Annotated in this window: 15 protein-coding genes and 1 riboswitch; of the genes, 1 reads left to right on the top strand and 14 read right to left on the bottom strand. The window is 30.8% G+C overall.

Annotation, left to right across the window (positions count from 1 at the left end; all coding sequences use genetic code 11):
- Positions 1-6 precede the first annotated feature (6 nt).
- Entirely contained in the window at positions 7-363 is a 357-nt protein-coding gene (locus DWZ53_RS03305; protein WP_118431968.1) for an Asp23/Gls24 family envelope stress response protein, read from the bottom strand.
- 219 nt (positions 364-582) lie between these two features.
- Here DWZ53_RS03305 and rpmB point away from each other — a divergent pair, with 219 nt between their 5' ends.
- A complete protein-coding gene (gene rpmB / locus DWZ53_RS03310) occupies positions 583-768 on the top strand; it encodes a 50S ribosomal protein L28 (protein WP_118431970.1) in 186 nt (61 codons plus the stop codon).
- Positions 769-840: 72 nt separating this feature from the next.
- Here the strand turns inward: rpmB and DWZ53_RS03315 are convergent, their stop codons facing one another.
- The 13 genes from DWZ53_RS03315 to ruvA form a co-directional block, all read right to left on the bottom strand.
- Complete coding sequence (locus tag DWZ53_RS03315; RefSeq protein ID WP_118431972.1) at positions 841-1,296, bottom strand: pyridoxamine 5'-phosphate oxidase family protein; 456 nt, start codon at positions 1,294-1,296, stop codon at positions 841-843.
- Between the two features lie 13 nt (positions 1,297-1,309).
- Positions 1,310-1,951 (bottom strand): ECF transporter S component, encoded by a 642-nt coding sequence (locus DWZ53_RS03320; RefSeq protein ID WP_118431974.1) that lies wholly within the window; start codon positions 1,949-1,951, stop codon positions 1,310-1,312.
- Positions 1,952-2,028: 77 nt separating this feature from the next.
- Positions 2,029-2,144, bottom strand: a riboswitch (FMN riboswitch).
- Between the two features lie 69 nt (positions 2,145-2,213).
- Positions 2,214-3,332 carry a molecular chaperone DnaJ gene (dnaJ, locus tag DWZ53_RS03325; protein ID WP_118431976.1) on the bottom strand — a complete coding sequence of 373 codons (1,119 nt, stop codon included), beginning with the start codon at positions 3,330-3,332 and terminating at the stop codon, positions 2,214-2,216.
- A gap of 56 nt (positions 3,333-3,388) precedes the next feature.
- Positions 3,389-5,200 carry a molecular chaperone DnaK gene (dnaK, locus tag DWZ53_RS03330; protein WP_118431978.1) on the bottom strand — a complete coding sequence of 604 codons (1,812 nt, stop codon included), beginning with the start codon at positions 5,198-5,200 and terminating at the stop codon, positions 3,389-3,391.
- Positions 5,201-5,216: 16 nt separating this feature from the next.
- Positions 5,217-5,765 (bottom strand): nucleotide exchange factor GrpE, encoded by a 549-nt coding sequence (gene grpE / locus DWZ53_RS03335; protein WP_233541822.1) that lies wholly within the window; start codon positions 5,763-5,765, stop codon positions 5,217-5,219.
- Complete coding sequence (hrcA, locus tag DWZ53_RS03340) at positions 5,746-6,813, bottom strand: heat-inducible transcriptional repressor HrcA (protein WP_118431981.1); 1,068 nt, start codon at positions 6,811-6,813, stop codon at positions 5,746-5,748. Before hrcA ends, grpE begins: the two co-directional genes overlap by 20 nt.
- Positions 6,814-6,956: 143 nt before the next feature.
- The gene (hemW, locus tag DWZ53_RS03345) at positions 6,957-8,057 is read right to left on the bottom strand and encodes a radical SAM family heme chaperone HemW (protein WP_233541823.1); all 1,101 of its coding nucleotides are present in this window, start codon (positions 8,055-8,057) and stop codon (positions 6,957-6,959) included.
- Positions 8,035-9,246, bottom strand: coding sequence for an L-serine ammonia-lyase, iron-sulfur-dependent, subunit alpha (locus tag DWZ53_RS03350; protein ID WP_118431985.1), 1,212 nt, complete (start codon positions 9,244-9,246; stop codon positions 8,035-8,037). The genes hemW and DWZ53_RS03350 overlap by 23 nt, the downstream gene beginning before the upstream one ends.
- Positions 9,247-9,255: 9 nt before the next feature.
- Positions 9,256-10,206, bottom strand: a complete 951-nt coding sequence (holA, locus tag DWZ53_RS03355; protein WP_118431987.1) for a DNA polymerase III subunit delta — start codon at positions 10,204-10,206, stop codon at positions 9,256-9,258.
- Positions 10,207-10,247: 41 nt separating this feature from the next.
- Positions 10,248-12,083 carry a DNA internalization-related competence protein ComEC/Rec2 gene (locus tag DWZ53_RS03360; protein WP_158568171.1) on the bottom strand — a complete coding sequence of 612 codons (1,836 nt, stop codon included), beginning with the start codon at positions 12,081-12,083 and terminating at the stop codon, positions 10,248-10,250.
- 149 nt (positions 12,084-12,232) lie between these two features.
- Positions 12,233-12,691 carry a helix-hairpin-helix domain-containing protein gene (locus DWZ53_RS03365; protein ID WP_118431991.1) on the bottom strand — a complete coding sequence of 153 codons (459 nt, stop codon included), beginning with the start codon at positions 12,689-12,691 and terminating at the stop codon, positions 12,233-12,235.
- A 14-nt stretch (positions 12,692-12,705) separates the two neighbouring features.
- The gene (gene ruvB / locus DWZ53_RS03370; RefSeq protein ID WP_118431993.1) at positions 12,706-13,698 is read right to left on the bottom strand and encodes a Holliday junction branch migration DNA helicase RuvB; all 993 of its coding nucleotides are present in this window, start codon (positions 13,696-13,698) and stop codon (positions 12,706-12,708) included.
- An 11-nt stretch (positions 13,699-13,709) separates the two neighbouring features.
- On the bottom strand, positions 13,710-14,264 hold the full coding sequence (gene ruvA / locus DWZ53_RS03375) for a Holliday junction branch migration protein RuvA (RefSeq protein WP_118431995.1): 555 nt from the start codon (positions 14,262-14,264) through the stop codon (positions 13,710-13,712).
- Positions 14,265-14,344: the final 80 nt, after the last annotated feature.

Here is a 14,344-nt window from a genome sequence, read left to right on the forward strand (position 1 = left end):
CCTCCATTATTCAATATTACGAAGCCCTTGTACGTATACATTTACTGCTTCAATTTTTACATCTAAAGTTGATTCAACAACATATTTTACTTTCTTTTGAACTTCAACTAAAATTTCGTTAATTTTAATACCATAGCCTAAAATAACATATAAATCTAAAATAAGCCCTGTTTCTCCATCACGAGCAATAATTCCTTTTGAATAATTTTCCTTTTTTAATAATTCAAAAAAACCATCTTTAAGTTTCTTTTGACTAGCCATACCAACAACACCATAACATTCTGTAGCGGCACCACCGGCAACAGTAGCAACAACATCTAAAGAAATATTGATATCGCCTAAACTTGTATTCTTTTCAATCATCCAAAAATTCCTCCTTCTAAATGATTTTATGATATATTTACTTAATTATTATACCTTAATTATCAATCATTTACAATTTATATAACTAGACTTCATCTGCCAAAGAAAAGTCCTAGCAAATAATAACATAATTTTCAAAAAAAACAATTGCATTTTGTATAAATAAATGATATTATAGTCCAGTACGTAAAGCAACTACTAAAAAAGGAGGATTACGACATGTCAAGAAAATGCCAAATCAGCGGTAGAGGACCTATGACTGGGAACAGACGTTCACATGCATTAAACTCAACTAGAAGAAGATGGAACGTGAATTTACAAAAAGCTACTATTTTAGTAGATGGTAAACCTACAAAAGTTAGAATCTCTGCTAAAGAATTAAGAACTTTAAGAAAATCAGCTTAAGGAATATAAATAACAGCATTAATGCTGTTTTTATTTTCTTTAAAAGGAACGGTTTAATAAACCGTTCCTTTTTTAGTCATATGGTTTATATTCTACTGATTGCTTTTTAAAATCAATAAATAATTGAAAGGCTTGACGATTTTCATCTTCATCCCAAATTTCAACAAACTCAGGTGTTACTTCAATTAATATTTCAGTATCTTCATGACTATAAGCATTATAACTTTGCCATAAATATTGTTTGTATTTCTTTTCAAAAATACGTCCGGGTTCATCAATAACCAATCCTTTATTTAGTGCTATTCCTTCTACTTGAACACCATTAAAGCACATTGCTACACGATTATTTTTAAATAACTGCTGTGTTTTTCTAAAATTCTTATCAGTTTTAAAATAAATCTTATCATTATAAAAAACACAACTTACATTTCTTACCATTGGATAATTGTCCACGCAACTTGCAAGAGCCATAATTTTCCAATCACCTAATTTTTTATCCATTATACTTTTTGCTTCTAAAAATTCCATTTCAAAATTCCTCCTATATTATTCCTTGATAACCTAAAATAAATAAAATAGCTGTAATAAAGATCATTCCTGCAACAATAATGTATCCTTTATACACTTTTTGTTGATGTAAAGAAGATTCCACCAAATTTGTTCTTCTTAAAATATTCATAAGTGGTTTATATAAAAACCATGTTACCACAGCATTCATTGTTGCTTTGATTAAATTAAATGGTAATATACCAGGTAAAAGAATAGCAACGACAGCACTTCTTGGCATCCCATAATAAATAGGTGTCACAATGTAGTTCCATATTAACATACTCACTGTTGTAAGAATAACGCCACAAATAAGACCTATGTTTGCTCCTTTTTGATGGTGATGACGCTTATAAATAAAAGCAGCCATACAAGCAAATGAACATGTTGAAACCATATTCATAATGACATCTAGAATGTTTCCACCCCTAACTAAAAGTTCAAATATTGAACAAATAAAACTCATGATTAAAGATGTCATTGGACCATAAATAAATCCACCGATAATAATTAAAATGTCTTTAGGATCATACCTTAGAAAAGACACCATAGGCACAATTGGAAATGATATGATTAGATTAACAATCATTGCCATCGCACAAAGCATACCTACTGTTGTAATTTTCTTTGTTTCCATTTTCAATACCTCCTTCAAAGAAAAACGCACCTAAAATAATCTTCTAGGTACGTTTTTTGCTTATGAAGTATAACAAAAAAAGACTTCTTCCATCCAGACTATAACTGTTGCTACTGGAATTTCACCAGTTCGGCCTTTATGGCTCGCGGAGTTTACCGCCAGTAGAGAATTTCACTCTGCCCCGAAGTATTATTTTATTTGCATATTCATTGTATACTTATTTTATTTATTTGTAAACAAAAACGAAAGAGTGAATCCACTCTTATCGTTTAAATTGATTTTTAAATGTTTCAAAAATTGATTCTTTTTTCTTAGCATGTTTAGCTAATTGTTCGTACAATTCTTTTTCTTTACTTGATAATTTTGTTGGAATCTTAACTTCAATAGTCACCATTTGATCTCCATAACTTGAACCACGTAAATCTTTAACTCCTTTACCTTTTAATCGTAAAACAGTACCAGATTGAGTTCCTGCAGGAATTTTTAATGTGACATCACCTTGCACTGTTGGCACATCGACTTCACATCCTAAAGTTGCATCAACACTTGAAATAGGTACAGTAATATGAATATTACGACCATTTCTAACAAAATGTGGATGACTTTGTACATGTACTTCTACAAATAAGTCACCATTAGGTCCGCCGTTTGCTCCACGACCACCTTTTCCAGATACTCTTAATTGTTGACCATCGTTAATACCAGCAGGAATATCTAAAGAAACAGTCACTGTTTTATTATTATATCCCTTACCATGACAATGTGGACATTTTTCTTTAACAATTTTACCAGTACCATTACAATCTGGACATGTTGTTTGTGTAACAAAAGTTCCAAATGGAGAAGATTGTTGTTGTGAAATAGTACCTGTACCATGACAATGTGGACAAGTTGTTACATCATTAGGATTCTTAGCTCCCGTTCCATGACAATGACTACATGGTGCATCATATGTGACTTTAATGTCTTTTTTAACACCATTAACAGCTTCCATAAAACCAATATTTACTCTCATTAAGTGGTCATCACCACGACGAGGACCATTTGATCTTTGACGACGTGATCCCCCACCAAAGAATGAACCAAATATATCACCTAAATCAACGTCTTCGAAACCACCGAAGCCACCGAAACCACCTGCACCGCCAGCTCCTTGTTCAAATGCTGCATGACCATATCGATCATAAGCAGCTTTTTTATTATCATCAGACAATACATCATAAGCTTCTTGTACTTCTTTGAATTTTTCTTCAGCATCAGGTTCTTTATTGACATCAGGATGATATTGTTTTGCTTTTTTACGATAAGCACGTTTGATTTCATCAGCAGAAGCCCCTTTATTAATACCTAAGACTTCATAATAATCTCTTTTATTTGCCATAATTTCACCCTTTCATAACAGTTTTAAAACCAAGGTGGAACCTTGGTTTTAAACTTCTAGTTCTTTTCTTCAAAATCAGCATCTACAACATTGTCATCATTGTTATTAGATGTAGTTTCACCAGTTGGTCCTTGTTGATTTTGTTGTTGATATGCATATGATGCCATTTGTTGAGCCATTTGTTCTAATTCACTCATTTTAGCTTCTAATGTTGCCATATCATTGTTATCTAAAGCAGTCTTTAATTCTGTTTTTAATTTTTCAGCTGATTCTTTTTGAGTTGCATCAATTTTATCACCTTGTTCAGCTAATGCTTTATCAATTTCATTAATCATTTGTTCAGCTTTATTTCTTGTTTCAATATCTTTACGTTTTTTATCATCTTCTGCTTTATTAGCTTCTGCTTCTTTAACCATACGGTCAATTTCTTCATCAGATAATCCAGTAGAATTTTGAATAACAATTGATTGTTCTTTTTGAGTTTTTAAATCTTTAGCTTTTACATTAACGATACCATTAACATCAATTGAGAATGTAACTTCAATTTGAGGAACACCTCTAGGTGCTGGTTCAATACCGTCTAATTTAAATAAACCTAATTGTTTATTATCTTTAGCCATTGATCTTTCACCTTGTAAGACATTGATGTCTACTGCAGGTTGGTTATCAGCAGCTGTAGAGAAGATTTGTGATTTTGTAGTTGGAATTGTTGTATTACGTTCGATTAATACAGTCATAACTCCACCCATTGTTTCAATACCTAATGATAATGGTGTTACGTCTAATAATAAGACATCTTTAACATCACCAGCAATAACTCCACCTTGAATTGCTGCACCCATTGATACAACTTCATCAGGGTTTACTGATTTATTAGGTTCTTTTGATAATAATCTCTTAACTGATTCTTGTACTGCAGGAATACGAGTAGATCCACCAACTAATAACACTTGATCAATTTCACTTGGTTGCATTCCAGCATCACTTAATGCTTGTCTAACTGGTCCTTCAGTTGCTTGTACTAAGTCACGAGTAATTTCATCAAATTTAGCTCTTGTTAATGTTAATTCAAGATGTAATGGTCCGGCAGCACCAGCTGAGATGAATGGTAATGAAATTTGAGTTTGCATTACACCTGATAAATCTTTTTTAGCTTTTTCTGCAGCTTCTTTAATACGTTGCATTGCCATTTTATCTTGTGATAAATCAACACCTTGATCTTTTTTGAATTCAGAAACGATCCATTCCATAACTTTATTATCAAAATCGTCCCCACCTAATTTATTATTACCAGCAGTAGCTAATACTTCAAATGTACCATCAGCTAAATCAAGAATGGATACGTCGAAAGTACCACCACCTAAGTCATAAACTAATACTTTTTGTTCTTGATCTAATTTATCAAGACCGAATGCTAATGCTGCAGCAGTTGGTTCATTAATAATACGTTCTACATCTAAACCAGCAATTTTACCAGCATCTTTTGTTGCTTGACGTTGAGCATCATTGAAGTATGCAGGTACTGTAATAACTGCTTTTGTTACTTTTTCACCTAAATAAGCTTCAGCAGTAGCTTTTAAGTTTTGTAAAATCATAGCTGAAATTTCTTGTGGTGTATATTCTTTACCATTTACTTTTTCTTTATAATCTGTACCCATATGACGTTTTACAGACATAACTGTATCAGGGTTAGTTACTGCTTGTCTTTTTGCAGCTTCACCTACAATAATTTCTCCATTTTTGAAAGAGACAACTGAAGGAGTTGTACGATTTCCTTCTGGATTTGCAATTACTTTAACATCTCCATTTTCTAAAACACTTACACATGAGTTTGTTGTTCCTAAGTCAATACCAATAATTTTAGACATATTCATTTCCTCCTATTTATTCACTTACTTTAACTAAAGATGCACGAATAACGCGATCTTTTAACATATATCCTTTTTGTAATTCTTCAACAATCATTCCTGGTTCAACACCATCTTCTTTAACAGTCATCACTGCTTGATGATAATTTGGATCAAATTCCTTACCTTCGGTTTCAATAACCTTAACACCTTGATTTTCTAACAATGTCATAATTTGTTTATAAATCATTTCATATCCTTTTAAGAAATTACTTATTTCTTCACTTGGATTTTGTACTGCTAAAGATCTTTCAAAGTTATCAATTACAGGAAGTAATTGTTCGATGAATCCTTGCATCATAAACTTTAAATTATTTGCATGTTCATTTTGCATACGTCTTTTTAAGTTTTCCATATCTGCAAAGACTTTATAATAATCATTTTTCCATTTATCAACTTCTTCTTGAAGAGCTTTCATTTCATCTTCTAAAGAAGCTTCTTGATTATCATTTTCTTCAACTGTATTTTCTTCTTCAACTTCTTTTGTTTCTTCAACTACAGTTTCATTATCTTTTTCTGCCACCATGTTCACCTCTATTTCCAATGTCATTTGGTAATTCGTCTAAAAATGCTTTTTCAATATGTGCTGAAATATATTCAACCAATGCTACCACTTTTTCATAAGGCATACGGGTTGGTCCTATAACTGAAATAGATCCTTTTGACGTTTCCCCAGTTTTAAATGATGCTGATATAACTGAAACATCACCAATTTCATCAATTGGTGAATCAACACCAATCTTAACTTGTACACCATCTTCTATTGATAGTGGTTGGAATGTTTTCCAAGCTTGCGAATTCTCAAATGCGCTTACAATTTTTCTTAACTTATCTACATCGTTGTATTCAGGTTGATAAAGCATATTTTCTTTTCCAGAGAAATAAACATTACTTGAAGCAAATTTAACAAAAGCTTCTAGAAATGCATTCAACAATTCTTCATGTTGTCTAACACTCGTGGAAAGAACTGGCCTTACATCTCTTTCTAAATGAAACGCAACCTGATTAATAGGCGTACCTACAAGTAAATCATTCATAACATTAACACAACTCATTAAATCTTCCATTTCCACATCAGATGAAAATTGGAAAATCTTGTTTTCAACATGTCCCTGACTTGTAATAATAATAGCTGTAACTTTACCGTATTCAAGAGGAACAACTGTAATTCTTTGTAGTGTATCATCACTAGCTGAATTTCCTAATGCAACACTGGTAAGATGCGTTAATTCACTCAACATATTACAACTTTCGTGAACAATATCTGTCAGATTACCTCTACGCTTATTAAAAATTGTCGCAACTTGATTTTTTGTTGTTTCATCAAGATCAACTTTGCCTAAATTGTGCACATAGAAACGATATCCTTCTTTTGAAGGAATTCTTCCTGATGAAGTATGTGTCTTTTCAAGATATCCATAGTCTTCAAGAAAACTCATTTCATTACGAATCGTGGCACTAGAATAAGGCAATTGATATTTGGTCATTAAAGTTTTAGATCCCACCGGTTCAGCAGTTTCAATAAACTCATCAACAATACATTTAAATATCAATAACTGTCTTGCTGTTAACATCAAGTTCACCACCTTTAGCACTCCTTTTTCCTTTGTGCTAAATACATTATACATGATTTATTAGCACTGTCAAGCAACTTGTGCTAATTTTTAAAAATTTATTTTTTAAGACAAAAAAAGGCAATTTCCACTGCCTTTCTATTCTAAATAAAATCAACTAAGATTGCATTGAGCAAATAAAAATAATCAGGATTAACTTTCAAATAATGATGATTCAAAAACAAATGTTTCATCTTAATATGTTTATTTAAAGGTTCTTGATAATATTCTATAAAGTTTACTTGATAACATTGATTAAAAACATCAATATTTAATCCTTCTACCAGTCTTAAAGACATCATAAGATGATTAAACATATGATCCTCTTTTGATAAAGTTTCAATTTTTAAAATTGATTGTCCTTTTAAATAGTGACTTAAAGAGCGACTATGTTCTTTCATTTGATTATCAACTTTACCACATGCTCCAATACCTAGTCCTTCATAATTTTCATAACGCCAATATTTCAAATTATGAAGGCATTGATAGCCATCTTTAGCATAATTAGATACTTCATATTTTTTAAAGTTCATTTCTTTTAATGTTTGATCTATGAGTTGATTCATTTGGTATTCTATTTCTTCGTCAATAGGTTCAAAATCTTTAATTTTTAAAACAGTATGATCTTCTAAAATCAAAGAATAATATGATAAGTGTTGAATATCTAATGATTTAATAGTTAACAAATCATTTTTTACATCATCTATTGTTTGATGAGGTAAACCATACATCAGATCTAATGAAATGTTTTTAAATCCCAATTGTTTTGCTTGATTAATTAAATCATAGACATCTTGACAACAATGAACTCGACCAATATAAGGTAGAAGCTGATCATTAAATGTTTGCACCCCTATGCTTAGCCTTGTGATACCACCGTCTTTTAAGATACTTAATTTCTTTATATTCATGGTTTCTGGATTAAGTTCAATTGAATATTCTTTAACTGAATTTAAATATGGTTTAAAGATATTCATCAGACGTACTAACTGCTTTTCATTTAGACTGCTTGGTGTTCCACCACCAATATAAATTGTTTCAAATTCATTTATCGAAAGTTGTTTAAATTCATTTTCCAAACAATCTAAATATTGATTTGCTACTTTTTCATCATAAAAGACTTTACAAAAATCACAATAATGGCAAATATGATTACAAAAGGGAATATGTACATATAATGCCTTAACCGCCATCTTTAATACCAAACTCCTTTGCTAAACCACCTAATGAAGTTTCTTTATAAGCACTATTTAAGTCTTTTCCTGTCTCTTTCATAACTCTTACAATAGCATCATAAGAAACTTTATTTTTTCTTAAATAGCCTAATTGTTTCGCATATAAAGCTGCATCTATTGCCCGTAAAGCACCAAAACCATTACGCTCAATACATGGAATTTGTACATAACCACCAACCGGATCACAGGTAAGTCCTAAGTTATGTTCTAGTCCCATTTCCCCTGCATACTCTATTAAACTATTATTTAATTCTAAAATCCATCCGTAAGCTGCAGCAGCCATCGAACAAGCTGTACCTACTTCAGCTTGACAACCTCCATCAGCGCCAGAAATCGTTGCATTTGTCTTAACAACATTACCAAACAATCCTGCAACTGCTAAGGCTTTAATCAATTCTTTTCGCGGGATATTTAATTGTTTATAACAATAATACAAAACTGCCGGTAAAACACCACTTGCTCCACAAGTAGGTGCCGTTACCACTTTATGTCCACATGCATTTTCTTCAGAAACCGCATAAGCATAACTACTTACCAATAAACGTTCTCTTTCACTTTCTCTGCGTGTATTCAGTGCTTGTTGGTACATTGATTTAGCTACTCTTTTTAATTGTAATTTACCGGGTATTGTTCCTTCTGCTGATAGTCCGGATTGAACACATGCAAACATTGTATCTAAAACCTCAAACAAATACGCTTTAAAATTATCATCTTCATAATTCATAACATAATCATAAAAAGATATACCTTCTGTTTCAATATGCTTTTCGATTTCTTTTAATGTTTGATGGGGATAAACTTGTTTAGCTTGACTCAATTTACTATTTTCAAATTCAACCGATCCCCCACCAATAGAATAGGCTGTTAATGTATCTATTAATTGATCTTCACGATAAATATAAAAACGCATACCATTAGGATGATAAGGTAAAGTCTCACTTTTAAAATGTATCTCAGTACGATCACCTAATGTCTTTTTTATAATATAATCCGTCAAATGTCCTTTTCCAGTCAATGCCAATGATCCATACAAATCAACAACATATTTCGATGCTTGTGGATATCGTGTTTTCACTTGACTTGCTGCAATTTGAGGGCCCATAGTATGCGAAGATGATGGGCCAAATCCAATTTTAAATAACTCTCTTAATGATTCCATACTTTACTCCTAAATTCTTAATAAAAATAACTCTAATCCTTTTTTCTTATCTATTTTCCCAGTTTTGATTGAAACATCCAATTTCGATAGTTCATTCAAATAAGATAATAACTCTTGTAAATCATATTTTGTACCTTCTTTTCGAACATATTTCAATCGGTAAGGATTAACTGATAATATCTTTGCTATTTCACGATCATTATATCCTTTTCTATCTAATAATTTGACTTGATAAATAAGACGCATTGAATTTGCTATCAATACAATCAGCATAATTGGTTCTTCTTCAAGAACCATTAAATCATGATACACTTCAAATATTTTCTTTCGATTCTTATCTAAAATCGCACTGGTTAAATCAAATACATTTTCATCTAACGGTTTACTTACCAACATATCGACTGCATGATAATCAATATGTGATGTATATAAACATAGTTTTTCAACCTCATTAGAAACATTCAAAAGATTTAATCCCGTACGCGCAATTAATAATTCTAATGCATCATCATCAATAGTAGCATTCCTTTTTTTGATTGCTTGGCGAGTCGTATCAGATACCTTATAATAATTTAATGTATTGACTTCAAAAAACTTTGCTTTTTTTCTTAATTCCTTGACGACTTTCTTTCTTTCATCAAAATTCTTTTTATCATGAAAAATAACAAGATGAACATGGTCATCAATTTGGTCCATACATTTTTTAAATATCTCAACATCTTGATTATCTTTCTTCAATTTCTTTGTTGTAAGAAAATCAGCTTTTTTAATGACTACCATTTTTGTTTCATTTAAAAATGGAGGTGTCATCACATCTTCATAAACAGCTTCCATACCATCCCGGTCAACTTCATAAACAGTATAATTCATCATTTCTTCATGACATTGATATTCTTTTTTTAACTTTTCAAGACGTTGATCCATCAACAATCTTTCCTCACCATATATTACAAAAATCATTTTATCACCATATCACATTATAAACTAAATACATAACAAAGTCATGAATAAATATAATGATTGAAACCATAACTGATAATTTTAACCATTCCCATTTCATCACTTCGATAAACATGTATTCCATAATGTTTTAATCGCTGTATCACCTCATAGTGAGGGTGGTGATATAAATTATGTTTTCCTACACTAATCAAAGCAATTTTAGGTTGAATCGTTCTTAAAAAAGCAGCAGAGGTTGCACTATGACTACCATGATGGGAAACTTTTAAAACATCCACTTTTAAATGAGGATAACGTTCTATAAGATCTTGTTCTACATGAGATGAAATATCACCAGTGAATAAATATTTTAAATCTTGAATTTTTGCATAAATGATTTGAGACCGATCATTAGCATCACTATATTGTTGATTCAATAAAAGGCGTTTAAATAACACTTTTCCTATTTTTATCTCTTTAAAATCGTTAATAACTTTCTTTACCGTAAAGTGCTCTAACAAACTCTCTAATGCTCCTGCATGATCATAGTCATCATGAGATATAAATACAGCATCTAAATATTTTGCACCTTGACTTTCAAGATAAGGAATAATGGTATCAGTTGCTAGATCACGATTTTTAAGTCCACCTGTGTCAATTAAAACATTACCTAAATTAAATGGCTGTTGAATAAAAAAACAATCTCCTTGACCTACATCAATCATCACAACTTGACCTTCCATACGATAATAAGGATAAAAATAAAAAGCAACAAGACAAGCCAAAATCATCATCAATTCTTTTCTTATTGTTCTTTGACTATTTAATCGTATTATTCCCTTAAAATAATAAAGGTAATAAACCATTACAAACATCAATGTAGGATGACTAAAATGAAGGCTATAAGATATACCATAACAAAACTCAATCAAATAATTTAATAAACAAATACTCAAAGACAACAGAGGTACCATGATTTGGCCCAATAACATATAGCTTAAAATAAACTGATATAAAAGTTCTATATAGGGAACACAAACAACGGATAAAACAAATGATAATAATGGAATGCGATGATTAACACACATTAAAATCGGTAAACTCCCTAGCATCATATAATATTCACTCCAACGATGTCGATTAAGTAACAGCACAATAAAATACATAAAATATGAAAAAATAAACGACAAATTATAGAGAAGATAAGGATTATAAAATAACATACTTATAGTAAGTATCGATAAAATATCAAGTTGGTTCAAATATTTTTTAAATAATACCTGTCCTAACATCATCAAATACGCTCTTAAAAAAGATATATTATAAGGAATCCAATAAACATAAATCCCCATAATAATTAAAACCAAATACTCTAAAAAAGATTGAGGAAAAAACATTTGTCCTAGTTTCGTTAACCATTTATTCAATAATGTTAAATGCATTCCTGACAAGGCAAACATGTGAACAATCGATAATTGAGTCATTTTTTGATAAACTTCCTTCATCGTTTCATCTTTAATTCCTAATACAAATAATGAAACAAAACTTTTAGTCTGCTTATTTTGATTGACTCGCTTTTCCAATAAATGATAAGGATGTTCAACTTGATGATGATTTAAAACCTGAATACACTTTGCCTGATTAAAAATATTCATACTATACAAATAATGTTGATAATTAAAGGCATAATCATTAGTTGGCGCTTCTAAAGGCATATTGTATATTTTCAATCTCACTTGATCATAAATTCTAAAATCATCAAATTCACCATAGACCTTTACTTTATGATAACCCATTTTTACCACAATACTTTTATCATCTTGATTGACTATTGTTCCTGAAATAACTGTTTGATTGAGTGGCTTAGGTAATGATATGAAAAAAAATAGTCCAATCATGAAGATACCTATCAAAATCATCATAGAAGCTTTAAAATAACGTTTAAAAAACAAAAAATAAGGGATTAAAAAAAAGACAAAACACCAGTGATACATTTTCATAAAAAAGAGAATCAAAAAAGGCAATAGCCAGTAAAATAATTTTCCTTTCATAAGCAAAAATATTCTCTTATTCTTTCATATGTTTTTTGTCCAATTCCACTTATTTTCATTATATCTTCAATTGTTTCAAATCTTTTTTGATTTCTATAATCAATAATTTTTTGTGCTGTTTTTTCACCAATTCCTTTTATTTGTATCAATTCTTGTAAAGAAGCTTCATTTAGAGAAATAAGGTAATCGCCTTGAGGCAAATATAAAATTTGTTGATCATCTAAAACATAATTTAAAGAAAAATGATAATCATTATTAAGGTGCAATTGGTCAAAAATTTCACCAATCGTTGGACTATGGTCAAAGTGCAGTAATTGATTCACTTGTCCTACTACTTGTACTGTAATAGATTGACTTGTGTTGATCTTTTCTATTGTTTCCTGGGGTTGAATATAATGATAAGCAACAGATACAACAAACAAAAATAGGAGTAAACTAATTTCTATTTTTTTCATAAAAAAAACAAGAGTTAAAACTCCTGTTCAATATTAAAATGTCGATATGCTACTTCCGTGACAATTCTTCCCCTTGGTGTCCTTTTTATCAATCCTATTTGTAATAAATAAGGTTCATTAACATCTTCTAATGTTTGTGGTTCTTCACCAATAGAAGCTGCAATTGCTTCTAAGCCAACAGGACCACCTTTAAAACGATGAATAATCCCTAATAAATACTTATGATCAACATCATCTAACCCTAAATTATCAACTCTTAATCTTTCTAAAGCTTCAATTGTACGTTCTTTAGTAATGGTTTCATCACCATAAAACTGAGCAAAATCTCGGACTCTTCTAAACAATCTATTAGCAATACGTGGTGTACCACGACTTCTTCTGGCAAGTTCTCCTTTAGCATCATCATCCATAACCATTCCATAAACCTGACTCGTACGATCAATAATTCTTTTTAAATCATCTTCGCTATAATATTGAAGTTGCGAAATAATACCAAAACGATCACGAAGTGGTGCCGATAAATCACCGGCACGTGTTGTTGCCCCTACCAAAGTAAAAGGTGGCAAATCTATACGTACAGAACGTGTCGACGCTTCTTTACCAATAACAACATCAACACAAAAATCTTCCATAGCTGGATATAATATTTCTTCAACTACTTTGTTTAAACGATGAATTTCATCAATAAATAAAACATCTCCAGGTTCTAGTGACGTTAAAATAGCTACCAAATCTCCTGTTTTTTCAATGCTTGGTCCAGTTGTTATTTTGATATGAGAACCCATTTCATTAGCAATAATCATTGACATTGTTGTTTTACCTAATCCTGGTGGACCATACAGTAAAACGTGATCTAATGACTCATTACGCATTTTAGCTGCACCAACAAAAACCTTTAAATTATCTTTCAAATTATCTTGACCAATATATTCATCAAAGTTATCTGGTCGTAAAGAACTCTCTTCATCTTCTTCAATATTGGGATCTAATACATCATTTTTTGACATAACTTACTCCTTTATTTTACTAATAAACTTAATGCTTTTTTTACATAACCATTGGTATCCAACTTCTCATTCATTAATTTAGCAAGTGCGCGATCAACTTCACCTTTTTTATACCCTAAAGCAATTAAAACTTCTCCCGCTTCTTCTAATTCCTGATTAGAAACTTGTTTACTTCCTACTATTTTACCTTGTAAATCTAAAATAATTTGTTGTGCAGCTTTAGGACCAATACCTGGTATTTTCTTTAGGTACGCAACATTAGCTGTCTCAATTGCAGTCACAATACTACTTACATCACCACTCGCTAACATTGTATTGGCTGTCTTACAGCCAATCCCTTTAACCATAATTAATTTTAAAAATAATTCTTTTTGTTCAACTGTTTGAAAACCAAACAAAAAAATACCATCTTCTTTAACTTGTTGATACAAATAAACTATGGCTTCTTTGCCTTTTGTATAAGCATAGGGATTGCTTACATAAATCAAATAGCCAATACCATTATTTTCCACAACAATATGATCACTTTGTAAATCAACAACGATTCCTTTTATATAACTATACATACTTGACTCCTATACATATTATAAACTATTTTTAACACAAAAAATCCCCTATATGTGTTTAATTTGTCTCAACAATTATA

The sequence above is a fragment of the Coprobacillus sp. AF33-1AC genome (assembly GCF_003475785.1).
In the GTDB taxonomy this organism is placed as follows: Bacteria; Bacillota_I; Bacilli_A; order Erysipelotrichales; family Coprobacillaceae; genus Faecalibacillus.